This window comes from Streptomyces sp. NPDC001851, from assembly GCF_040297165.1.
Lineage (GTDB): Bacteria > Actinomycetota > Actinomycetes > Streptomycetales > Streptomycetaceae > Streptomyces.
The window spans coordinates 175,289-196,226 of sequence record NZ_JBEOYR010000007.1; the positions used below are offsets into that span (position 1 = coordinate 175,289).

General features: G+C 70.4%; 21 protein-coding genes. 19 read left to right on the forward strand and 2 right to left on the reverse strand.

Annotation, left to right across the window (positions count from 1 at the left end; genetic code table 11):
• Positions 1-10: 10 nt before the first annotated feature.
• Positions 11-763 carry a proteasome subunit alpha gene (gene prcA, locus ABT171_RS12395; protein WP_351242657.1) on the forward strand — a complete coding sequence of 251 codons (753 nt, stop codon included), beginning with the start codon at positions 11-13 and terminating at the stop codon, positions 761-763.
• Positions 764-832: 69 nt separating this feature from the next.
• Here prcA and ABT171_RS12400 read toward each other — a convergent pair whose 3' ends face one another.
• Positions 833-1,849: a LacI family DNA-binding transcriptional regulator gene (locus ABT171_RS12400; RefSeq protein WP_351242659.1), complete on the reverse strand. Its 1,017-nt coding sequence runs from the start codon at positions 1,847-1,849 to the stop codon at positions 833-835.
• 121 nt (positions 1,850-1,970) lie between these two features.
• Between ABT171_RS12400 and ABT171_RS12405 the strand changes: the two genes are divergently transcribed.
• The 16 genes from ABT171_RS12405 (at position 1,971) to ABT171_RS12480 (ending at position 18,408) form a co-directional block, all read left to right on the forward strand.
• Positions 1,971-3,230 (forward strand): MFS transporter, encoded by a 1,260-nt coding sequence (locus tag ABT171_RS12405; RefSeq protein ID WP_351242661.1) that lies wholly within the window; start codon positions 1,971-1,973, stop codon positions 3,228-3,230.
• A gap of 9 nt (positions 3,231-3,239) precedes the next feature.
• Positions 3,240-4,601 (forward strand): Pup--protein ligase, encoded by a 1,362-nt coding sequence (gene pafA / locus ABT171_RS12410; RefSeq protein ID WP_351242663.1) that lies wholly within the window; start codon positions 3,240-3,242, stop codon positions 4,599-4,601.
• A 142-nt stretch (positions 4,602-4,743) separates the two neighbouring features.
• Positions 4,744-5,742, forward strand: coding sequence for an FKBP-type peptidyl-prolyl cis-trans isomerase (locus tag ABT171_RS12415; RefSeq protein ID WP_351242665.1), 999 nt, complete (start codon positions 4,744-4,746; stop codon positions 5,740-5,742).
• An 85-nt stretch (positions 5,743-5,827) separates the two neighbouring features.
• Positions 5,828-6,199: an FKBP-type peptidyl-prolyl cis-trans isomerase gene (locus ABT171_RS12420; protein ID WP_351242667.1), complete on the forward strand. Its 372-nt coding sequence runs from the start codon at positions 5,828-5,830 to the stop codon at positions 6,197-6,199.
• A gap of 168 nt (positions 6,200-6,367) precedes the next feature.
• Entirely contained in the window at positions 6,368-7,321 is a 954-nt protein-coding gene (locus tag ABT171_RS12425; RefSeq protein WP_351242669.1) for a helix-turn-helix transcriptional regulator, read from the forward strand.
• Between the two features lie 14 nt (positions 7,322-7,335).
• Positions 7,336-8,328: a helix-turn-helix transcriptional regulator gene (locus ABT171_RS12430; RefSeq protein WP_351242671.1), complete on the forward strand. Its 993-nt coding sequence runs from the start codon at positions 7,336-7,338 to the stop codon at positions 8,326-8,328.
• 210 nt (positions 8,329-8,538) lie between these two features.
• Positions 8,539-8,799, forward strand: a complete 261-nt coding sequence (locus ABT171_RS12435) for a hypothetical protein (RefSeq protein ID WP_351242948.1) — start codon at positions 8,539-8,541, stop codon at positions 8,797-8,799.
• Between the two features lie 10 nt (positions 8,800-8,809).
• Entirely contained in the window at positions 8,810-9,004 is a 195-nt protein-coding gene (locus tag ABT171_RS12440) for a hypothetical protein (protein WP_351242673.1), read from the forward strand.
• Positions 9,005-9,239: 235 nt separating this feature from the next.
• Positions 9,240-9,527 (forward strand): Sec-independent protein translocase subunit TatA, encoded by a 288-nt coding sequence (gene tatA / locus ABT171_RS12445; protein ID WP_351242675.1) that lies wholly within the window; start codon positions 9,240-9,242, stop codon positions 9,525-9,527.
• Between the two features lie 48 nt (positions 9,528-9,575).
• The gene (gene tatC, locus ABT171_RS12450; RefSeq protein WP_351242677.1) at positions 9,576-10,517 is read left to right on the forward strand and encodes a twin-arginine translocase subunit TatC; all 942 of its coding nucleotides are present in this window, start codon (positions 9,576-9,578) and stop codon (positions 10,515-10,517) included.
• 99 nt (positions 10,518-10,616) lie between these two features.
• On the forward strand, positions 10,617-13,469 hold the full coding sequence (locus ABT171_RS12455) for a DEAD/DEAH box helicase (protein ID WP_351242679.1): 2,853 nt from the start codon (positions 10,617-10,619) through the stop codon (positions 13,467-13,469).
• 343 nt (positions 13,470-13,812) lie between these two features.
• Positions 13,813-15,483 carry a sensor histidine kinase gene (locus ABT171_RS12460; protein WP_351242681.1) on the forward strand — a complete coding sequence of 557 codons (1,671 nt, stop codon included), beginning with the start codon at positions 13,813-13,815 and terminating at the stop codon, positions 15,481-15,483.
• Positions 15,480-15,884, forward strand: coding sequence for a roadblock/LC7 domain-containing protein (locus ABT171_RS12465; protein ID WP_351242683.1), 405 nt, complete (start codon positions 15,480-15,482; stop codon positions 15,882-15,884). The genes ABT171_RS12460 and ABT171_RS12465 overlap by 4 nt, the downstream gene beginning before the upstream one ends.
• A complete protein-coding gene (locus ABT171_RS12470) occupies positions 15,881-16,294 on the forward strand; it encodes a DUF742 domain-containing protein (RefSeq protein WP_351242685.1) in 414 nt (137 codons plus the stop codon). Before ABT171_RS12465 ends, ABT171_RS12470 begins: the two co-directional genes overlap by 4 nt.
• Positions 16,275-16,895 carry a GTP-binding protein gene (locus ABT171_RS12475; RefSeq protein WP_351242687.1) on the forward strand — a complete coding sequence of 207 codons (621 nt, stop codon included), beginning with the start codon at positions 16,275-16,277 and terminating at the stop codon, positions 16,893-16,895. The genes ABT171_RS12470 and ABT171_RS12475 overlap by 20 nt, the downstream gene beginning before the upstream one ends.
• Positions 16,896-16,944: 49 nt before the next feature.
• Entirely contained in the window at positions 16,945-18,408 is a 1,464-nt protein-coding gene (locus tag ABT171_RS12480) for a cytochrome P450 (RefSeq protein ID WP_351242689.1), read from the forward strand.
• Positions 18,409-18,419: 11 nt separating this feature from the next.
• Here ABT171_RS12480 and ABT171_RS12485 read toward each other — a convergent pair whose 3' ends face one another.
• A complete protein-coding gene (locus ABT171_RS12485) occupies positions 18,420-19,364 on the reverse strand; it encodes an RluA family pseudouridine synthase (protein WP_351242691.1) in 945 nt (314 codons plus the stop codon).
• A gap of 59 nt (positions 19,365-19,423) precedes the next feature.
• Between ABT171_RS12485 and ABT171_RS12490 the strand changes: the two genes are divergently transcribed.
• Positions 19,424-20,005, forward strand: coding sequence for a GNAT family N-acetyltransferase (locus tag ABT171_RS12490; protein WP_351242693.1), 582 nt, complete (start codon positions 19,424-19,426; stop codon positions 20,003-20,005).
• A gap of 126 nt (positions 20,006-20,131) precedes the next feature.
• Positions 20,132-20,761, forward strand: a complete 630-nt coding sequence (locus ABT171_RS12495) for a PadR family transcriptional regulator (protein ID WP_351242695.1) — start codon at positions 20,132-20,134, stop codon at positions 20,759-20,761.
• Positions 20,762-20,938: the final 177 nt, after the last annotated feature.

The window sequence follows — 20,938 nt, forward strand, 5'->3', positions numbered from 1 at the left end:
CGGATAACCGGTGTCGACGCCGTTCTATGTCTCACCTCAGCAGGCCATGGCCGACCGGGCGGAGTACGCCCGGAAGGGCATCGCCCGTGGCCGCAGTCTGGTGGTCATGCAGTACGCCGACGGCATCGTGTTCGTCGGTGAGAACCCGTCCCGGGCGCTGCACAAGTTCAGCGAGATCTATGACCGGATCGGTTTCGCTGCCGCCGGTAAGTACAACGAGTACGAGAACCTGCGGATCGGCGGTGTGCGCTATGCCGACCTCCGTGGTTACACCTACGACCGGGACGACGTGACGGCGCGCGGTCTGGCCAACGTCTACGCCCAGACGCTGGGCACGATCTTCTCTTCGGCGGCCGAGAAGCCGTATGAGGTGGAGCTGGTCGTGGCGGAGGTGGGGGAGACCCCCGAGGGTGACCAGATCTACCGGTTGCCGCATGACGGTTCGATCGTGGACGAGCACGGTTCGGTCGCGGTGGGCGGTAACGCCGAGCAGATCAGCAGTTTCCTTGATCAGCGGCACCGTGACGGGATGAGCCTGGCCGAGGCGCTGAAGCTGGCGGTGCAGGCTCTGTCCCGTGACACCAACGGCAGCGAGCGGGAGATTCCCGCGGAGCGTCTGGAGGTGGCGGTGCTGGATCGTACGCGTCCGCAGAAGCGGAAGTTCAAGCGGATTGTGGGCCGTCAGCTGTCTCGTCTGCTGGCGGCGGAGGGTGCGGCCACCGAGGCGGAGAGTGCCGAGGAGGACGGCTCCGAGGAGGAGTGACCCGCGAGCCCGCGGGCTCGCCTGCTGCTGTGTGCTCCGGCCGCCTGTGGTGGCCGGGGCGCGTGGTTTTCACGCGGCCCCTGGCGGGGCTGTGGAGCCTCGGACGACCAGGTGGACGGGGATGTCTCCGCGCTGTGGTTCGTGGCCTTCCAGGACGGCGAGGAGGGCGCGCATGCCGCGTTCCCCGAACAGTTCGGCGTCGAGTCGTACCGTGGTGAGTTCGGGGTCGATGGCGGTGGCGAGGCCGAGGTCGTCGACGCCGGTGACGGAGATGTCGTCGGGGATGCGCAGGCCGAGGCGGCGGAGGGCTTTGTAGGCGCCGGCGGCGAGTTTGTCGTCGTCGCAGACGACGGCGGTGGGCCGGGGGCCGGGCGCGGTGAGCGCGGTCTCGGTGGCGGCCAGGGCGCCTTCGATGGAGATGGGGGACCGGGCGGTGCGTACGTCGGTGCCCGGTAGGGCCGCCATGCGGGCTGCCAGTTCCCGTGCGCGTACCTCGAAGGTCCAGGAGGGTACGTCGGCGGCGAGGTGCAGGATGCGGCGGTGGCCGAGGCCGAGCAGGTGCTCGGCGACCTGGCGGATGCCGTCGGCGATGTCCAGGTTCACCGTCGCGGCGCCGAGGCTGCCTCGGGGGTCGCTGTCGAGCATGACGAGGGGGAGTTGGTCGCCGCGGATGGCGGTGAGGGCGTCGGCGGCCATGGAGGAGGCGATGACGCCGTCCAGGGCGGCCTGGGAGGAGGCGAAGGGGTCGCGGGCGGGGCCGATGCCTTCGGGGGAGGGGTAGAGGACGACGCCGAAGCCGTTTTCGGCGGCGACTCGTGCGGCGCCGGTGTAGACGCCGGCGAAGAATTCGGTGGTGAGGGCGGGGACGACGAGCAGGACGGTGCGGGTGTGGCCGAGGCGGAGGTTGCGGGCGGCGAGGTTGGGGCGGTAGCCGAGGTCGCGTGCGGCTTCGCGGACGCGTTCGGCGGTGGTTTCGGAGACGCGGCCGCGCCATTTGTCGCCGAGTACGAGGGAGACGGCGGCTTGGGAGACTCCGGCCGCCTGGGCGACGTCCCGGCTGGTCGGGCGCGTGCTGCTGCGTGCCACCGTGGGTCTGCCTCTTTCGTCTGGACGTGTGAACAGCGCTCATGGTACGTATGGACGAAGGGGTTATACGTAAAACGTAGGGGCGTCGCGGCGTCCCGGTCGAGTCGCTGGAGGGCAGCACATGGCCACGGGATATCTGGAGATACTCCGGGCGAGGCACGCCCTGCGGCTGCTCACCGGCACGCTGGTGGGCCGGTTGCCCAATGCGACGGCGGCGATCGCGCTGGTGCTGTTCGTGCGCGCCGAGGGCGGCACGTACAGCCTGGCGGGCGTCCTCGCGGCGGTCTACGGGGTGGCGAACGCCGTGGGGCAGCCGGTGCTGGGGCGGCTGGTCGATCTGTACGGCCAGCCGCGGGTCCAGTTGCCGGCGGCTGTGCTGGCGGCGCTGTCGATGACGCTCTTCGCGTTCTGCGGTACGGATCCGCTGCCGCTCGCGTATGCGGCGGTGGCGGCGGCCGGTCTGTTCACCCCGCCGCTGGAAGGGGGACTGCGGGCCTTGTGGCCCTCGGTGCTGCGTGGCGAGGAGCAGGTGCACACGGCGTACGCCATGGACGCGATCGCGCAGGAGGTCATGTTCACCGTCGGGCCGCTGCTGGTGACGCTGTGCGTGTCGCTGTGGGATGAGCGTGCCGCTCTGCTGGTGCTGAGTCTTCTGGGGGTGCTGGGGGCGCTGTCGGTGGTGGTGTCGCCGCCTTCGCGTGCGTGGCGGTCGGCTCCGCGTGAGGCGCACTGGCTGGGCGCGCTGCGCTCGCCGGGGCTGCTGGCGCTGCTCGGTGCGTTCCTGTTCGTCGGTATGGCGCTGGGTTCGATCACGGTGGCGTCGGTGTCGTACGCGGACGGTCATGGCGGTGACGCGGTGTACGGCTGGATGATGGCGGGGCTCGGTCTGGGGGCGCTGGTCGGTGGGACCGTGTACGGGGCGCGTCAGTGGGCCGGGGTGCCCGAGCGGCGACTGCGGGTGCTCGTGGCGCTTCTGGCGGTGTGTTATCTGCCGTTGACGGTGACGCCGGGTGCGGTGGCGATGGTGCTGCTGACGGTGGTGTCGGGGGTGTTCCTGGCGCCGTGTATCGCGTGTGCGTTCATCATCGTGGACCGGCATGCGCCGAGGGGGACGGTCACCGAGGCTTTCTCCTGGCTTGTGACGACGTTCACGGTGGGTGCCTCGGTGGGGACGGGGGTGGCGGGGCCGGTGGTCCAGGCCGGTGGCACGGTGTGGGGTTTCGCGGTTCCGGGTGCGGCGGGGGCGGTGTCGTTGCTGGTGTTGCTCGGTACGGGGCGGGTCCTCGCAGCTCCCGCGCGGGGCGGGGTTGTTGCGTCTTCATCGGAAACTGATCCAAATCGTGCTGTCGAACCCCGTTTCAGCTCAGGGGATCGGGCGTAATGTTCAGTCATGGACCGCCGCATTTTCGGGCTGGAGAACGAGTACGGCGTCACGTGCACGTTCAGGGGACAGCGGCGCCTGTCTCCTGACGAGGTGGCGCGGTACCTCTTCCGCCGTGTCGTGTCATGGGGCCGCAGCAGCAATGTCTTTCTGCGAAACGGTGCCCGGCTGTATCTCGACGTGGGCTCACATCCGGAATACGCGACACCCGAATGTGACAACGTGATCGAACTGGTCACCCACGACAAGGCCGGCGAGCGCATTCTCGAAGGACTCCTGGTGGACGCGGAACGACGCCTGCACGAGGAGGGAATCGCGGGCGACGTCTACCTGTTCAAGAACAACACGGACTCGGCGGGCAACTCCTACGGCTGTCACGAGAACTATCTGGTGGCGCGGCACGGGGAGTTCTCGCGACTCGCGGACATCCTCATTCCGTTCCTGGTGACACGGCAGCTGCTGTGCGGGGCGGGGAAGGTGCTGCAGACGCCGCGCGGTGCGGTGTACTGCGTCAGCCAGCGCGCGGAGCACATCTGGGAGGGTGTGTCCTCGGCGACGACCCGTTCGAGGCCCATCATCAACACGCGTGACGAGCCGCACGCGGACGCCGAGCGGTACCGCCGGCTGCATGTCATCGTCGGTGACTCGAACATGTCCGAGACGACGATGCTGCTGAAGGTCGGTGCCACGGACCTGGTGCTGCGCATGATCGAGGCGGGCACCGTGATGCGTGATCTGACCCTGGAGAACCCGATCCGGGCGATCCGCGAGGTCAGCCATGACATCACCGGCCGCCGCAAGGTGCGTCTGGCCAGTGGCCGGGAGGCGTCGGCGCTGGAGGTGCAGCGGGAGTACTTCGACAAGGCCGTGGACTTCTGCGACCGCCGCAGTATCCGCACGGGGACGGTCGCGCAGGTGCTGGAGCTGTGGGGCCGTACGCTGGACGCGATCGAGAGCGAGGAACTCGACCGGATCGCCACCGAGATCGACTGGGTGATGAAGTACAAGCTCATCGAGCGGTACCGGGCGAAGCACAACATGACGATGTCGCATCCGCGGGTCGCCCAGATAGACCTCGCCTACCACGACATCCACCGTCGTCGTGGCCTGTACTACCTGCTGGAGAAGAAGGGTCAGGCGGCCCGGGTCTGCAACGACTTGAAGATCTTCGAGGGCAAGTCGGTTCCGCCGCAGACCACTCGTGCGCGGTTGCGCGGTGACTTCATCCGGCGGGCGCAGGAACAGCGCAGGGACTTCACGGTCGACTGGGTGCATCTCAAGCTCAACGACCAGGCGCAGCGCACCGTGTTGTGCAAGGACCCGTTCCGTTCGGTGGACGACCGGGTGGAGAAGCTGATCGCCGGAATGTAGCGGAAAGCGGGTGAGCCGAGCGTTTCGGGTGTGCCGTGCCGGAACGCCACACGGGCGCCGTACGTTTCCCGTACGGCGCCCTTCTCTCGCCGTAGAGTTGCGCGCACGCCATCACAGGACCGACCGATTACGAGGCTCTTCCGTGCGCCGACGCTCCCTCCTCCTCGCTGCCGTTCCCGCAGGACTGGTCACTGTTGCCGGTTGCGGTGACGGAAAGTCCGAATCGAGCAAGGCGAGTGCCTCGCCGTCAGCGTCCGCGCCGCCACCGCCGAAGATCGTGGAGGGGCCGCTGCCGGCGATCACGGCGGGCACGAAGTTCGGGGAGAAGCCGACCGTGGCCAAGGGGCCGGGTGAGCCGTCGAAGAACCTGGCGGTGAAGACGGTGATCGCGGGCAGCGGCCAGACGATCGCGGAGTTCGACTTCGTCCGCGCGGACTACCTGGGGCAGATCTGGGACACGGGCAGGGTCTTCGACAACTCCTACGACAAGAAGCGGCCGCTGCTGCTGCAGCTGGTCCAGGGCGAGGTCATCGACGGCTGGCGGTATGCCCTGGCGGGCAAGAAGGTCGGCAGCCGGGTCCAGATCGCGGTGCCGCCCACCTGGGGATACGGCAAGTCGGGTGACCCGCGGGCGGGCATCAAGGGGACGGACACGCTGGTGTTCGTCATCGATCTGATCGATTCCTTCAACTCGAAGAGCTCGGTCAAAGGCAAGCCGGTCGCGCAGACGGATGCCGCGCTGCCCAAGGTGGCCACCAACACGGACGGCAAGGTGCCCAAGGTGACCGTTCCGAAGACGGCCCCGCCGAAGAAGCTGGTCTCGACGTATGTCCTGGAGGGCGACGGTCCCGAGCTGAAGGCGAACCAGGCGGTGCTGTGCCAGTTCCAGGGGCTGGTCTGGGACAGTGGCAAAACCTTCCAGCAGACATACGGCTCGGGCCGGCTCGCCCAGTTCTCGCTGGAGCAGTTGCAGCAGGCGGTCAAGGGCCTGGCGCAGGGGCTGACCGGCAAGAAGGTGGGCAGCCGGGTGCTGGTCGTGGTGCCGCCGGAGCTGGGTTACGGCAACACCCCGCCGAGCGGTGGTGTCGTCAAGAAGGGCGCGACGCTGGTGTTCACGGTGGACATCCTCGCGGCGCTGTAGCCGGGGTGTCCGTGGCGGGCGGCGGGTGGTGCGGAGATGAAAGACTGTCCGTGTTTCGTGTCGTACACAAGCAGGAGCTTTTGACGTGAGCATCGAGAAGCCCGAGATCGACTTCCCGGGCGGCGAGCCCCCGGCCGACCTGGAGATCAAGGACATCTGGGAGGGTGACGGGGCGGTGGCGCAGGCGGGTCAGACCGTCACCGTGCACTATGTGGGTGTCGCCTTCAGCACGGGCGAGGAGTTCGACGCCAGCTGGAACCGGGGTACCCCCTTCCGCTTCCCGCTGGGTGCCGGCCGTGTCATCGCGGGCTGGGACCAGGGCGTCCAGGGCATGAAGGTCGGCGGCCGCCGCCAGCTGACGATCCCCGCCCACCTCGCCTACGGCAACCAGAGCCCGACCCCTGCGATCAAGCCGGGCGAGACCCTGATCTTCGTGGTGGACCTGCTCGGCGTCTGATGCCGGTCTGATCCACGCCCGTCCGCTCCCGGCCGACCGGCCGGGTGCGATCGGATCCGATCACCTGGGGCCCATGCCTGCTCGGGCATGGGCCCTCGGCTTTGCCACCGCACGGCGGAGCGGTACGGTCATCGCTCGGAAGCACCATAGGAAAGGCGAAAGGCGTCGATGGCCATTGCCAAGGCCGAGCGGCTGATGAACCTCGCGCTGTGTCTGCTCGGCACCCGTCGGCCGCTCAGCAAGCGCGAGCTGCGCGAGTCGATCGAGGCCTACCTCGAAGCAGGATCCGACGACTCCTTCAACCGGATGTTCGAGCGGGACAAGGACGACCTGCGCGAGCTGGGCCTGGTCATCGAGACGGTGGAGAACCTGGACGGCGAGGTCGGCTATCTCGCCCGCCGGGACAGCAACCGCCTGCCGCCTATCACCCTGGACGCCGAGGAGGCCGCGGCGCTCGGGCTGGCCGCGAAGGTGTGGCAGCAGGCCCGCCTCGCCGGCGCCGCCAGCGGTGCCCTGCAGAAGCTGCGCGCCGCGGGCCTGCCCGAGGGCGTCGACCCGTACGAGGCGCACGGCGCGCTGGAGCCCCGTATCCCGGTGCACGAGGCCGCCTTCGAGCCGCTGATGCTGGCCTGCCGGGACCGCCGCCCGGTCCTCTTCGACTACCGCAAGGCCTCCGCCGCCCGCCCCGAGCCCCGGCATGTGGAGCCGTGGGCGCTGGAGTGCTGGCGCGGGCACTGGTATCTGGCCGGTTTCGACCGGGACCGGGGTGCCGAGCGCGTCTTCCGGCTCTCGCGGATCACCGGCAAGGTCCGCTCGCGCGGTACGGGCTTCACCGCTCCCGTGCCCGATGTCGTCACCGTCCGGGAGACCGTGGCCGGCTGGGCGGGCGAGATCGCCGACCGTACGGCCCTGATCCGGCTGCGTTCCGGCGCCGGTTACCCCCTTCGGGCGAAGGCCACCGGGGTGCGGGAACTCGGTGACGGCTGGGACGAGTTGGAGATTCCGTACGGGCACGGCCTGGACGCCTGGCTGGTGGAGTTCGGGCCGGACGTGGTGGTCCTGGAGCCGGCCGAGCTGCGTGCGGACGTGGTGGACCGGCTGCGTGCCGTGGCGAAGGGCTGAGGGGGAGCAGGACTGTGGCAGGCAAACTGGTCAGGCCCGTGAACGCCATCGACCAGACCCGGCGGATGCTCTCCCTGGTGACCTACCTCCGGGAGCGTCCCGGCGCGCGGATCGCGGACGTGGCGCGCGCCTTCGGTATCACCGAGGACGAGCTGGTCGCCGATCTCGATCTGCTGCCCATGTGCGGCACCAGCTTCCGCGGCGGCGATCTGCTGGACATCGACACCGACGGCGAGCGCATCTGGTGGCACAATCCGGCCGCGCTCGGCGAGGAGGCGGCCGAGCCGCTGCGGCTCGCCGCCGACGAGGCCACGGCCCTGCTGGTGGCCGCCCGTGCGGTGGCGACCCTGCCGGGTCTGCGCGAGGGCGACCGGCAGGCCCTGCTGCGGGCCACCGCCAAGGTGGAGGCCGCCGCGGGTGAGGCCGCCGGCGCGAGTGCCCGGCTGTCGGTGACCTTCGAGTCCGAGGGCGGGGTCTTCGCCGACGTCGACCGGGCGATCTCCGAGCGCCGCCGGCTGTGGATCCGCTACTACTCCCCGGCCCGCGACGAGGTCACCGAGCGGGAGATCGACCCCATCCGCCTGGTCAGTGTCGGCCACACCTATGTGGAGGCCTGGTGCCGCCGCTCCGAGGCCCGGCGCACCTTCCGGCTGGACCGGGTCGCGGAGATCCGCATCCTGGACGAGCCGTCCGCACCGCCCGAGATCGAGCTGCGGGACCTGTCCGAGGCCCTGGTGCAGCCGGCCGCCGAGGACCCCGAGGTGGTCGTCGAGGTCGGCCCGGGCGGCCGCTGGGTGGCCGAGTACTACCCGCACGACAGCGCCGATGAGCTCCCCGACGGCGGGCTGCGTATCACTCTGCGGACCCCCGATCCGGCCTCGCTGCGTCGGCTGGCGCTGCGGCTCGGCCGCGACGGCCGGATCGTCTCCCCGCCGGAGCTGGCCGAGAGCGCCCGGAGAGCGGCAGCGGAGGCGCTCGCGGCGTACGACACGGCGCAGCCGGAGTGAGCCGCCGGGCGCCGTGCGGCGGCGTGGCCCGTGCCCCGAGGGGGCGCGGGGCTGTGCCGGCATGCGGCTGCCGCCACGCGGGCGCGGCCGGCCCCGACGGCGCCGCGGACGAAGGGCGGCGCAGCGGCCTGTCCAGCGGAGCGTGGGTGCGAACGACCACGAGAAGGAGCGAGACCTGTGAGCGAGTCTCCGGTGTCCGGTGTGGGTGAGATGACGGTGGCGGCCGCCTTCGCCGGGATGAGAAGAGTGGCCCCCGTGGTGTTCAAGGCGGGCTGCCCGGACTGCCGGGGCCGCTTCGAGCTCGCCGCGAGCGCGCTGCGCCTCGCCATCGGCGCCACCAGCCGGACGACGTTCTACTCCTTTACCTGCCCCGAGTGCGGCGTCGCCGTCCGCAAGCCCGCGGGGGAACGCATCGTCGAGCTGCTCACCGGCGGCGGGGTCCGCACGCTCAGGCTGCACACCACCGTCTAGTCTCGACGTCATGTTCTGGCCGATGTTCGCGGTAGCGCTGGGTTTCCTGGGTCTCGCTGTGCTGGGGGTGCTCGCCGTCCGGGTCTTCCTGGAGGCGCGGCGCCTCGGTCAGCAGGTCGCGGACTCCGCGCGCCGGATCAACAGGGCGGCGGAAGACCTGGAGCGGGCTGCGGTGAGCGCGGCCCATGCCGTGGAAACGCTGTGATTGCGTTACGTCATGCGCTTTGGGTCACTTCGCCCTGTCACGCCGCCCACCCGGCCAGGTACGCTGCTGGTCGCGGCCCGGAGAACGAGGCGCGGTCCGCAGAGCAGGAGTACGCACGGGGATTGTCCACCGTTCACCCCAGGGCGTTACGATCGCTGCCAGCACGATGGTCAGACACTTGTCCGACCTGTCGGACAAGACCCGCCGCCCCGCCTCGGTGAGAAGGTGAAGATTTATGTTCCGCAACGGGCTTGAGCCGTGGCACCTGCTGCTCCTCGTTCTGGTGATCCTGCTGGTGTTCGGTTCCAAGAAGCTCCCGGACATGGCGCGCTCGCTCGGCAAGTCCGCTCGCATCCTCAAGAGCGAGGCGAAGGCGATGAAGGACGACGGCAAGCCGGCCGCCGCCGGTACCGCCCAGTCCGCCGAGGAGCCCGCTCCTGCTCAGCGCACGATCCAGGCCGCCCCCGGCGACGTGACCAGCTCCCGCCCGGTCAACGAGCCGACGGACACGACCCAGCGCTGACGCGAGGGCCGGGGCTATCCGGCCCGCTGCACGAGATGAGGATGTGGGTTGCTCAAGTCTGCCCGCAAGAAGGAGAGGGATCCCGAGGGGCGGATGCCGCTCGCGGATCACTTGCGTGAGCTGCGCAACCGGCTCGCGAAGGGTGTCCTGGCGATCCTGGTCGTCACGATCGTGGCGGCGTTCTTCTACAGGGACATCGTCAACTTCATCACCCGGCCGGTGCTCGACGAGATCGGCTGTCACCAGTCGTTCGGTGAGCTGGCCAAGGCCAAGAACGTCCACTGCGCGCACATCACGGTCAGCGGTCTGCTGGCGCCGTTCACCCTGGCCCTGAAGGTCGCCCTGATGGCCGGTGTCGTGCTCGCGTCGCCGGTCTGGCTCTACCAGCTGTGGGCGTTCGTCGCGCCGGGCCTGCACCGTCACGAGAAGAAGTACGCCTACGCGTTCGTCGGTTTCGGCTTCCCGCTCTTCCTCGGCGGCGGCTACCTCGCGTTCCACGTGCTGCCCACCACGGCGCGGGTGATGATCGACCTGACGCCGAGCGGTGCGGAGAACCTGCTGCCGCTGGATGACCTGCTGGACCTGGTCACCCGCATGATCGTCGTCTTCGGTCTCGCTTTCGAGATGCCGCTGCTGCTGGTCATGCTCAACCTCACCGGCGTTCTGTCCGGGCGGCGCATGCTGGGCTGGTGGCGCGGCATGGTCGTCGGCATCACCGTCTTCGCGGCCGTGGCCACGCCCAGCCCCGACCCGATGACGATGCTGGCGCTGGCGGCGCCGATCTGGGGGCTCTACTTCATCGCCGTGGCCATCGCGCTGCTCAACGACCGGCGCCGGGCCCGCCGCGAGGCCGGGGGCCCCGGGGACGACGAGGCGTCCGAGCTGGACCTCACCCCCGAGGAGATCGGCGAGGTGGAGTCGGTGACCGCGAGCGCCGCTCCCGAACTGCCCGGCACGGACCGGGTCAACGGCTACGACGACGTGACCTGAGCCCGCGCCGCACCGAGTCGCACCCCGATGCCCCCGCCCCGCAGGCGGGGGCATCGGTCTGTGCGGGTCCGTCCCTGTCGATCAGCCCACTTCCGGATAATGATCGTCCTGTTGTCAGTGGCGCCCGGTACGCTCGAAAGCACGATGACAGAGGACCTCTCACCGGCCGAGCGGTACGCGGCAGCCCGCAGGCGGGCAGCCGAGCAGGCCACCGCGCTCGCGTCCTTCCGCGAGATGTACGACTTCGGCCTCGACCCCTTCCAGATCGAGGCCTGCGAGGCACTTGAGGCGGGCAAGGGCGTACTGGTGGCCGCCCCCACCGGCTCGGGCAAGACGATCGTGGGCGAGTTCGCCGTCCACCTCGCCCTCGGACAGGGCAAGAAGTGCTTCTACACGACACCCATCAAGGCGCTGTCGAACCAGAAGTACGCCGACCTGTGCCGTCGCTACGGCACCGAGAAGGTCGGCCTGCTCACCGGCGACAACAGCGTGAACTCCGAGGCCCCGGTGGTCGTGATGACCACCGAGGTCCTGCGGAACATGCTCTACGCCGGCTCCCAGACCCTGCTGGGCCTCGGCTATGTGGTCATGGACGAGGTGCACTACCTCTCCGACCGCTTCCGCGGCGCCGTCTGGGAAGAGGTGATCATCCACCTGCCCGAGTCGGTGACCCTGGTGTCGCTGTCGGCGACCGTCTCCAACGCCGAGGAGTTCGGTGACTGGCTGGACACCGTGCGCGGTGACACCGAGGTGATCGTCGCCGAGCACCGGCCCGTGCCGCTGTTCCAGCACGTGCTGGCCGGCCGGAGGATGTACGACCTGTTCGAGGAGGGCGAGGGCCACAGGAAGGCCGTCAACCCCGACCTGGTGCGCCTGGCCCGCATGGAGGCGACGAGACCGTCGTACCAGGACCGCAGGCGCGGCCGGGCGATGCGCGAGGCCGACCGGGAGCGCGAGCGCAGACAGCGCTCGCGGGTGTGGACGCCGGGCCGGCCGGAGGTCATCGAGCGCCTGGACTCCGAGGGCCTGCTCCCGGCCATCACGTTCATCTTCAGCCGCGCCGCCTGCGAGGCCGCCGTCCAGCAGTGCCTGTACGCGGGCCTGAGGCTCAACGACGAGGAGGCGCGGGAACAGGTCCGCGCCCTGGTCGAGGAGCGCACCTCCCACATCGCGCCCGAGGACCTGCACGTCCTCGGCTACTACGAATGGCTGGAGGGCCTGGAGCGGGGCATCGCCGCCCATCACGCGGGCATGCTGCCGACCTTCAAGGAGGTCGTCGAGGAGCTGTTCGTCCGTGGCCTGGTCAAGGCGGTGTTCGCGACCGAGACCCTCGCCCTCGGCATCAACATGCCCGCCCGCTCGGTGGTGCTGGAGAAGCTCGTCAAGTGGAACGGCGAGCAGCACGCCGACATCACACCGGGCGAGTACACCCAGCTGACGGGCCGCGCCGGCCGCCGGGGCATCGACATCGAGGGGCACGCGGTCGTGCTGTGGCAGCGCGGCATGAGCCCCGAGCACCTCGCCGGTCTCGCGGGCACGCGTACGTACCCGCTGCGCTCCAGCTTCAAGCCGTCGTACAACATGGCGGTCAACCTGGTCGAGCAGTTCGGCCGGCACCGTTCGCGCGAGCTGCTGGAGACCTCCTTCGCACAGTTCCAGGCCGACAAGTCGGTCGTCGGGATCTCCCGCCAGGTCCAGCGCAACGAGGAGGGCCTGGCCGGCTACAAGGCGTCCATGACCTGCCACCTCGGCGACTTCGAGGAGTACGCGCGGCTGCGCCGCGAGCTGAAGGACCGGGAGACCGAGCTGGCCCGGCAGGGCGCCAACCAGCGGCGCGCCGAGGCGGCCGTGGCCCTGGAGCGGCTCAAGCCGGGCGACGTCATCCACGTCCCCACGGGCAAGTACGCCGGTCTGGCCCTGGTGCTGGACCCCGGTCTGCCCGCCGGCCGTTCCAACGGCCACCGCGGCTACGATCACTACGACGGGCCGCGCCCGCTGGTGCTGACCGCCGAGCGGCAGGTCAAGCGGCTGGCGTCGATGGACTTCCCGGTGCCGGTCGAGCCGCTGGACCGGATGCGGATCCCGAAGTCCTTCAACCCGCGCTCGCCGCAGTCCCGCCGCGACCTGGCCTCCGCGCTGCGCACCAAGGCCGGGCACATCCCGCCGGAGCGGACCCGCAAGAAGCGCTCGCAGGCCGCCGACGACCGTGAGATCGCCCGGCTGCGGACCGCGATCCGCGCCCATCCCTGCCATGGCTGCGACGACCGGGAGGACCACGCCCGTTGGGCCGAGCGCTACCACCGGCTGCTGCGCGACACCTCGCAGCTGGAACGCCGGATCGAGGGCCGTACGAACACCATCGCGCGGACCTTCGACCGGATCGTGGCCCTGCTGACCGAGCTGGACTATCTGCGCGGTGACGAGGTCACCGAGCACGGCAAGCGGCTCGCCCGGCTGTACGGCGAACTCGACCTGCTGGCCAGCGAGTGCCTGCGCGAGGGCGTCTGGGAAGGGCTCGGCCCGGCGGAACTCGCCGCCTGCGTCTCGGCGTTGGTGTACGAGGCCCGGGTCGGCGACGACGCGATGGCACCCAAGCTGCCCTCGGGCAGGGCGAAGGCCGCCCTCGGCGAGATGGTGCGGATCTGGGGCCGGCTGGACGGTCTGGAGGAGGAGTTCCGGATCAACCAGACCGAGGGCGTCGGACAGCGGGAACCGGACCTCGGCTTCGCCTGGGCCGCGTACATGTGGGCCTCGGGCATGGGGCTCGACGAGGTGCTGCGCGAGGCGGACATGCCGGCGGGGGACTTCGTGCGGTGGTGCAAGCAGGTGATCGACGTCCTCGGCCAGATCTCCGCGGCCGCTTCCGCGGAGGGCTCGACCGTGGCCAAGGCCGCGCGTAAGGCTGTCGATCAGTTGCTGCGGGGTGTGGTCGCCTACTCGTCGGTGGGCTGATCCGCCGCCTCGCGGGTGCGAGGTGCTGTGAAGGGGCTGCTTCCGCGGCCCCTTCACTCATTACGGTGGGTCACCTTCGCACGCCCAAGCGCCGTTACCGAACGCGTTCGAATAATAGCACAGCGTGTAAATAAGCCGAGCGTACTCCCGTCGGCAGGGTGATTTCAGGTGCTTGCCGAATATGACACGGCGATGATCCGGTCGGACTAAGCTCGCCCGCGGCGCACCGAGTTGAGGCAATTCGTGCGCTTGTTCCCAAACATGCGACAGATCCCAACAGTTCCATGAACCTTCCCCCCGAAAGCTCCCCCGACACCCAGCCGATTCGTCTCAGAAGGCATCCATGGTGAGTGTTCAGAAGCCTCCCGGCGGCCGCGAACGTCCCTATGCGCGCGTGCTGTTGCCCCCGGCCATAGTGATGGCCGCCGCGACCGGAGCCGCCGCCGCCCTGGCGCCGGCGTCCGCCCGCATCGCCGTCGGCGCGCTCGGGGCGCTGGCCCTGCTGCTGGTCCTCGCCACGGGTGGGGAGGCCGCCCGCCGCGGCCGCAGGCTCCGCGAGCAGCAGGCCGAGTACGCCCGTCACACCACGTATCTGGAGCACCGGCTCGCCGCCCACGACCAGCTGATCGCGCGCTTCGCCACCGACGTCATCCCGTACGGCCTGCAGCGGCTGCGCGCCGGCGAACCGCTGCGGGACGTGCTGGTCAACGCCTACGACGTCGACCCCGAACTGCGCGGCCTGCCCGAGATGTACCGCGAGATGTTCCGCGTCGCGCTGCGCGGTGCCGAGCACGAGATCAACATGCGCGACGCCACCGAGCGCTCCTACGTGAGCATCGCCCGCCGCGTCCAGGCCATCGTCCACCAGCAGTCCAACGAACTGCGGGAGATGGAGGAGGACCACGGCCGCAACCCCGAGGTCTTCGACGACCTGCTGCGCATCGACCACGGCACCTCGCTGATCGGCCGCCTCGCCGACACCATCGCCGTACTCGGCGGTGGCCGCCCCGGCCGCCAGTGGCCCCTGCCGGTCTCCCTCTACAGCACCCTGCGCGGCGCCATGTCGCGCATCCTGGAGTACCGCCGCATCGAGCTGAACTCGATCGTCAACATCAACATCAAGGGCACCGCCGTCGAGCCGGTCATCCACGCCGCCGCCGAGCTCCTCGACAACGCCACCCGCTACTCGCCGCCCTCGACGAAGGTGCACGTCACCGCCGCTGAGGTGCAGGCCGGCATCGCCATCGAGATCGAGGACGCCGGCGTCAGCCTCAGCGAGGAGTCCCGGGCCCGCATCGAGCAGATGATCGAGGACGCCAAGAACGGCGACGACGCCCACAACCTCGGCGAGAACCCCCGCCTCGGCCTCGCCGTCGTCGGCCGCCTGTGCAAGTTCTTCGACATGGAGGTCTCGCTGCGCGCCTCCGCCTACGGCGGCGTCCGCGCGATCCTCATCGTGCCGCGCGTCATGACCACCACCGAGCCCGGAGTCGGCGCCGCCCACGGCATCGGCGCCACCGGCGCGCCGGTGCCCGCGCTGGGCGCTGTCGAGGGCCCGAAGCGACCGCCGAAGCGGCGCCGTCCCACCAGCCCCAAGATCCCCGCCGGGATCACCTTGGAGGACGACGTACCCGAGGTCACGGAGTGGACGGCGGGTGGACTGCCGCAGCGCCGCAGCCGGATGAAGACCCCGCTCAGCCAGCGCTTCGCCGAGAAGGCGGAGGTCGAGCGGGCCGAGCGCGAGGGCAGGCCCACCATCTGGTCGCAGCCCGGGCCCCAGGCGAAGCAGCCCGAGATCGACCCCGAGCGCAAGAAGCTCATGGAGCGGCCGATCGGCCAGGGCATCGAGGACTTCTGGAACGGCCTGCGCAAGGGCATGCCCGAGGGCGCCACCGGGCCGGAACTGACCGACTTCACGAGGCACCCGGAAAAGTACGTGCACCTGCTCAACGACTACGCGGACGAGCCCGTCGAGGGCACCACCCAGGCCGACGACGAGGGGGAACCCAAGTGATCCAGCAGCGAGGCAACATCGACTGGATGCTCAAGCAGCTCAACGACGGCGTGCCGGGCATCGAGATGATCGTGGTCCTCTCCGCGGACGGACTGCGCATCGCCCGCTACGGCGGCGACCCCGACGCCGCCGACCGGGTGGCCGCCGCCTGCGCGGGCGTCCAGAGCCTGGCCGGCGCCATCATCAAGGAGCTCCCCGGCGCCGGCGACATGCAGGTCGTCGTCTTCGAGATCGACGGCGGCTACTTCTACCTCATGAACGCCGGCGACAACGCCTACCTCGCCGTGCTCGCCGACGTGACCTGCGAGCCGGGCCGGATGAGCGGCATGATGCGCGACCTCGTCGTACGGATCGGCGCCCACCTCACCAGTCCGCCCCGGCGGAACGGGCAGACCGTATGACTCCTCCACAACGCAAGCGGCGCGCGCCGAAGCCCCCGCCCCCACCGCCGCCCGCGCCGAAACCGGTGGACGGCGAGGCCGAGCCCAAGAACCCCGAACGGCTGTACACCGTCGCCGGATCCGAGGACGGCGCGCGTGCCGAACTCGACCTCGTGACCTTGATCGTCGCGCGCGACACCCCCCAGCCGGCCGGCTCACCGGAGCAGGCCGCGGTCCTGCGGCTGTGCGCCAACCCCCTGTCCGTGGCCGAACTGTCGGCCTACCTGAACCTGCCGTTCAGCGCGATGACCGTCCTGATCACCGAGCTGATCACGGCCGAACTGGTGCAGGTACGCGCCCCGATCGTCCGTCAGGTCGTACCCGACCGTTCACTCCTCGAAGCGGTGATGCATGGACTTCAAAGGCTCTGACACCATCCCCGGCCCCCGCACCGAGGATCATCTGCCGCACACGGCCCAGGCCGCGGTGAAGATCGTGATCGTGGGCGGCTTCGGTGTCGGCAAGACCACCATGGTCGGCTCCGTCAGCGACATCAGACCGCTGACCACCGAGGAGACCATGACCCAGGCCGGTATCGGCGTGGACGACAACTACGGCTCCGAATCCAAGACCGCCACCACCGTGGCCATGGACTTCGGCCGTATCAGCATCACCGACAAGCTGGTGCTCTACCTCTTCGGCACCCCCGGCCAGGAGCGCTTCTGGTTCCTGTGGAACGGCCTGTTCGAAGGGGCGCTCGGCGCGGTCGTCCTCGTCGACACCCGGCGCCTGGAGGTCAGCTTCGACGTCATGGGCCGGCTGGAGGAACGCGGTGTGCCCTTCGTGGTCGCCATCAACTCCTTCCCGGACGCGCCCCGTTATCCCATCGAGGAACTGCGCACCGCGCTCGACCTGACCCCGGAGATCCCGATCATCGAGTGCGACGTGCGCCGCCGGGCCTCCAGCAAGGACGTCCTGATGACCCTGATGCGCTTCCTCCACTCGATCGCCCTGACCGGCGCCCTCACCTGACCCGCAGCCGACGACCGCCCCACACCCGTTTTCGCTCCGGAGCGACACCGTGACGTCTGAACCCACGTCCCTGACCGACACCGACCCCACCCCCTTCCCGCCGCCGGGCTGCCCCGCGCACGGCCTCGGCCCCGGCGGGCTGCACCGGCTCTACGGCCCCGGCGCGCAGGACCTGGGCGACCTCTACGAGCGGCTGCGGGAGCAGCACGGCTCCGTGGCGCCCGTACTGCTCCACGACGACGTACCCATGTGGGTGGTCCTCGGACACGCCGAGAACCTGCACATGGTCCGCAGCCCCTCCCTGTACACCCGCGACAGCCGGATCTGGAGCCCGCTGGCCGACGGCCTGGTCAAGCCCGACCACCCGCTCATGCCGCACATCGCCTGGCAGCCGATCTGCTCGCACGCCGAGGGCGACGAGCACCAGCGGCTGCGCGCGGCGGTCACCGCGGCCATGGCCACCATCGACCACCGCAGCATGCGCCGCCACATCGGCCGTTACACCCAGGGCCTCGTCAACAGCTTCTGCGAACGCGGCCGGGCCGACCTGGTCTCCCAGTTCGCCGAGCACCTGCCGATGGCCGTCATGTGCGAGATCCTCGGCATGCCGGAGGAGTACAACGACCGGATGGTGCAGGCCGCTCGGGACGCCCTGAAGGGCACCGAGACCGCCATCCAGAGCCACGCCTACGTCATGGACGCGCTCAGCCGCCTCACCACCCGGCGCCGCGCCCGGCCCGACGACGACTTCACCAGTCACCTCGTCACCCACCCGGCCGGACTCAGCGACGACGAGGTCCGGGAACACCTGCGGCTCGTCCTCTTCGCGGCCTACGAGGCCACCGCGAACCTCCTCGCCAACGCGCTGCGCATGGTCCTCACCGAGCCCGGCTTCCGCGCCCAGCTCAGCGGCGGGCAGATGACCGTGCCGGAGGCGATCGAGCAGTCCCTGTGGGACGAGCCGCCGTTCAGCACCGTCCTCGGCTACTACGCCAAGCAGGACACCGAGCTGGGCGGGCAGCGCATCCGCAAGGGCGACGGCCTGCTCTTCGCGCCCGCGCCGGGCAACCTCGACCCGCGTATCCGCCCGGACCTGTCCGCCAGCATGCAGGGCAACCGCTCCCACCTCGCCTTCGGCGGCGGCCCGCACGAGTGCCCCGGCCAGGACATCGGCCGTGCCATCGCCGACGTCGGCGTCGACGCGCTGCTGATGCGGCTGCCCGACATCCAGCTCGACTGCGCGGAAGAGGAGTTGAGCTGGCGTTCGTCCATCGCCTCCCGGCACCTGGTGTCCCTGCCCGTGCGCTTCGAGCCCAAGCCGCAGCAGGACGTCGACGGGCCGCCCCGGCCCCTGGCCATCCCGCAGCAGCTCAAGCCCGCGGCGATCGAGCCGCGTCCCACCGCCCCGAGCCCCGCTGTGCCCGAGCCCCACGGTCCGGCACCGGAAACGGCACCGGCGGCCCGGCCGCGGGGCCTGTGGCGGCGGGTGCTGCACTGGTGGCGTGGGGAGTGACGGGCGCTTCGCTATGAAGGCCACGCGTCGTCGGACGACCAGGCGCGGAGCACACGCCCGCTGACGAACGAGTGCTCCGCCCCGGTGACCGGGTCGGTGAACTCCAGCCTCCGTGCGAGCAGTTGCAGCGGGTGCCGGAAGTCGCCGGCCGGCCCGGGGGCGGTCACCTCCGGGTACAGCGGGTCGGCGAGGATGGGCACCCCGAGGGCGTTCAGATGCACCCGCAGCTGGTGGGTCTGCCCGGTCGCCGGGACGAGCCGGTACCGGGCGAGCCCGCCCCGGTGCCCGGCGATCTCCACATGGGTCTCGGCGTTCGGCTCGCCCTCGACCTCCCGGGCCGCCTGCACCCCGCGCTCCTTGACGATCCGGCTGCGCACGGTCCGGGGCAGGACCAGCGAGGGGTCGTACGGGGCGACCGCCTCGTACTCCTTGCGCACCAGCCGGTCCCGGAACAGCGTCTGGTACGCGCCGCGCTCCTCGGGGCGCACGGTGAACAGCACCAGCCCCGCCGTCAGCCGGTCCAGCCGGTGCGCGGCGGTCAGCGTCGGTATGCCCAGCTCGCGGCGCAGCCGGGCCAGGGCGGTCTCGGTCACATGGGTGCCGCGCGGGGTCGTCGCCAGGAAGTGCGGCTTGTCGGCGACGACGATGTGGTCGTCCTGGTAGACCACGTCCACCGGGAACGGCACCGGCACCTCGGCGGGCAGCTCACGGTGGAACCACACGAACATCCCCGGCCGGTACGGCGCGTCCGGCGCCACCGCCAGCCCGTCGGCGCCGACGACCCGCCCCGCGTCGAACATCGACTCGACCATCCCGGGCCCGGCCCCCGTCAGCCGCGCCACCAGATGCTCCCGCACGGTGGCCCACGGCCCGTCGTGCGGCAGCCGCACCCGCACGGGGTCGACCCCGTCGATCTGGGGGAGCGGGGCGGGCGGGGGCGGGGTACGGCGTCTCATCGGGGTCAAGGGTACGGAAAGCGCGCGCCGCCGGTCCGCCGGCCGCCAGGATGTGGGTCATGCCCTACCTCACCAGCCCGGTCGTGCCGGCCGGCACCCTCGCCCGCATGTCCCAGCCCGCCCTTCCCACCGGCGACGGTCTGCTGCTGCGACCGTGGCGCGCCGCGGACGCGCCCGCCGTGTACGCCGCGTTCCAGGACCCGTTGATGCACCAGTGGCACATCAGGGCCGCCGACTCCGAGGAGGAGGTCGCCGACTGGATCACCCGGTGGCGGAACTGCTGGCAGGGCGAGCGCCAGGCCCACTGGGCCGTGGTGGACGCGGACACCGGCGAACTGCTGGGGCGGGTCGCGCTGCGCGAGATCGTGCTCGGCGACGGCTGCGCCGAGGTCGCGTACTGGACGGTGGCCCGGGCGCGCGGGCGGGGAGTCGCGGTCAGGGCCACCACCGCCCTGTCCCGCTGGGCGTTCGAGGAGATCGGCTTCCACCGCCTCGAACTCTCCCACGCCACCACCAACGAGGCCTCCTGCCGCGTCGCCGTGAAGACCGGCTTCGCCCTGGAGGGCACCAGGCGCAGCGCCCTGCTCCACGCTGACGGCTGGCACGACATGCACCTCCACGCACGCGTGCACGGCGACTGAGCCCCGCCTTCTGTCCGCGTGCCCGTCCTTGCAGAGCCAGGCCGCACGCGATACATCGTGACTATTGCCCCTGTGCGCGCAACGCGATATGTTCGTTTGCGGATATTCGGAAACGAGGTGATCGTCGTGGCCGTGAAGCGTCGCACGCCCGGTAATCCGCTGGCGCTCGCGGTGATGGCGACCCTGTGGCAGAAGCCCATGCACCCGTACGAGATCGCCCAGACCCTGCGCCGTCAGGGCAAGGACACCAGCACGAAGATCAACTACGGTTCGCTCTACACGGTCGTGCAGAACCTCGAAAAGCGCGGTTTCGTCGAGGTGACCGACGTGGAGCGGCAGGGCAACCGCCCCGAGCGCACGGTGTACGGGCTCACGGACGCCGGGCGCGAGGAGCTGACCGAGTGGCTGTCGGACCTGATGGCCGTCCCGGTCAAGGAGTACCCGGTCTTCGAGACCGCCCTGTCCGTCATGGGGGTCCTGCCCCCCGAGGACGCGGTGCGGCTGCTGGAGGAACGGCTGAGCACCCTGGAGGTGCAGCTGGCCAGCGGACGCGGCGCGCTGGAGAAGCTCTACGAGACGCTGCCGCGGCTCTTCCTCGTGGAGACGGAGTACCAGCTGCACATGCTCCGGGCGCAGGCCGAATGGGTCCGCGGCTTCCTCCAGGAGATCAGGACGGGCACGCTGCCCGGAGTCGACCTCTGGCGGCGGTTCCATGACACCGGGGAACTGCCGGAGGAACTCACCGGACCCCTGTGAACGGAACGACCCCGGCACGGCTGTTGCAGCAGCCCCGCCGGGGTCTCGAACCCCGAAACGGATCCGCCGTGCGGCGGCTCCGGGCGATCGAGGTGCGGCACACCCAGGATAGCCCGGCGCTCTTCACGCGGATCTTCCGCCGTCGGCCCGCCCGGGCCGGCGGACGATCCGTCATCG

What these genes read in the sequence shown, in the direction of transcription:
- ABT171_RS12460 (WP_351242681.1), top strand. Translation starts at nt 13,813, where the DNA reads ATGGTGAGTGTTCAGAAGCCTCCCGGCGGCCGCGAACGTCCCTATGCG.
- ABT171_RS12475 (WP_351242687.1), top strand. Translation starts at nt 16,275, where the DNA reads ATGGACTTCAAAGGCTCTGACACCATCCCCGGCCCCCGCACCGAGGAT.
- pafA (WP_351242663.1), top strand. Translation starts at nt 3,240, where the DNA reads ATGGACCGCCGCATTTTCGGGCTGGAGAACGAGTACGGCGTCACGTGC.
- ABT171_RS12435 (WP_351242948.1), top strand. Translation starts at nt 8,539, where the DNA reads ATGACGGTGGCGGCCGCCTTCGCCGGGATGAGAAGAGTGGCCCCCGTG.
- ABT171_RS12425 (WP_351242669.1), top strand. Translation starts at nt 6,368, where the DNA reads ATGGCCATTGCCAAGGCCGAGCGGCTGATGAACCTCGCGCTGTGTCTG.
- ABT171_RS12405 (WP_351242661.1), top strand. Translation starts at nt 1,971, where the DNA reads ATGGCCACGGGATATCTGGAGATACTCCGGGCGAGGCACGCCCTGCGG.
- ABT171_RS12440 (WP_351242673.1), top strand. Translation starts at nt 8,810, where the DNA reads ATGTTCTGGCCGATGTTCGCGGTAGCGCTGGGTTTCCTGGGTCTCGCT.
- ABT171_RS12455 (WP_351242679.1), top strand. Translation starts at nt 10,617, where the DNA reads ATGATCGTCCTGTTGTCAGTGGCGCCCGGTACGCTCGAAAGCACGATG.
- tatA (WP_351242675.1), top strand. Translation starts at nt 9,240, where the DNA reads ATGTTCCGCAACGGGCTTGAGCCGTGGCACCTGCTGCTCCTCGTTCTG.
- ABT171_RS12490 (WP_351242693.1), top strand. Translation starts at nt 19,424, where the DNA reads ATGCCCTACCTCACCAGCCCGGTCGTGCCGGCCGGCACCCTCGCCCGC.
- ABT171_RS12470 (WP_351242685.1), top strand. Translation starts at nt 15,881, where the DNA reads ATGACTCCTCCACAACGCAAGCGGCGCGCGCCGAAGCCCCCGCCCCCA.
- ABT171_RS12485 (WP_351242691.1), bottom strand. Translation starts at nt 19,364, where the DNA reads ATGAGACGCCGTACCCCGCCCCCGCCCGCCCCGCTCCCCCAGATCGAC.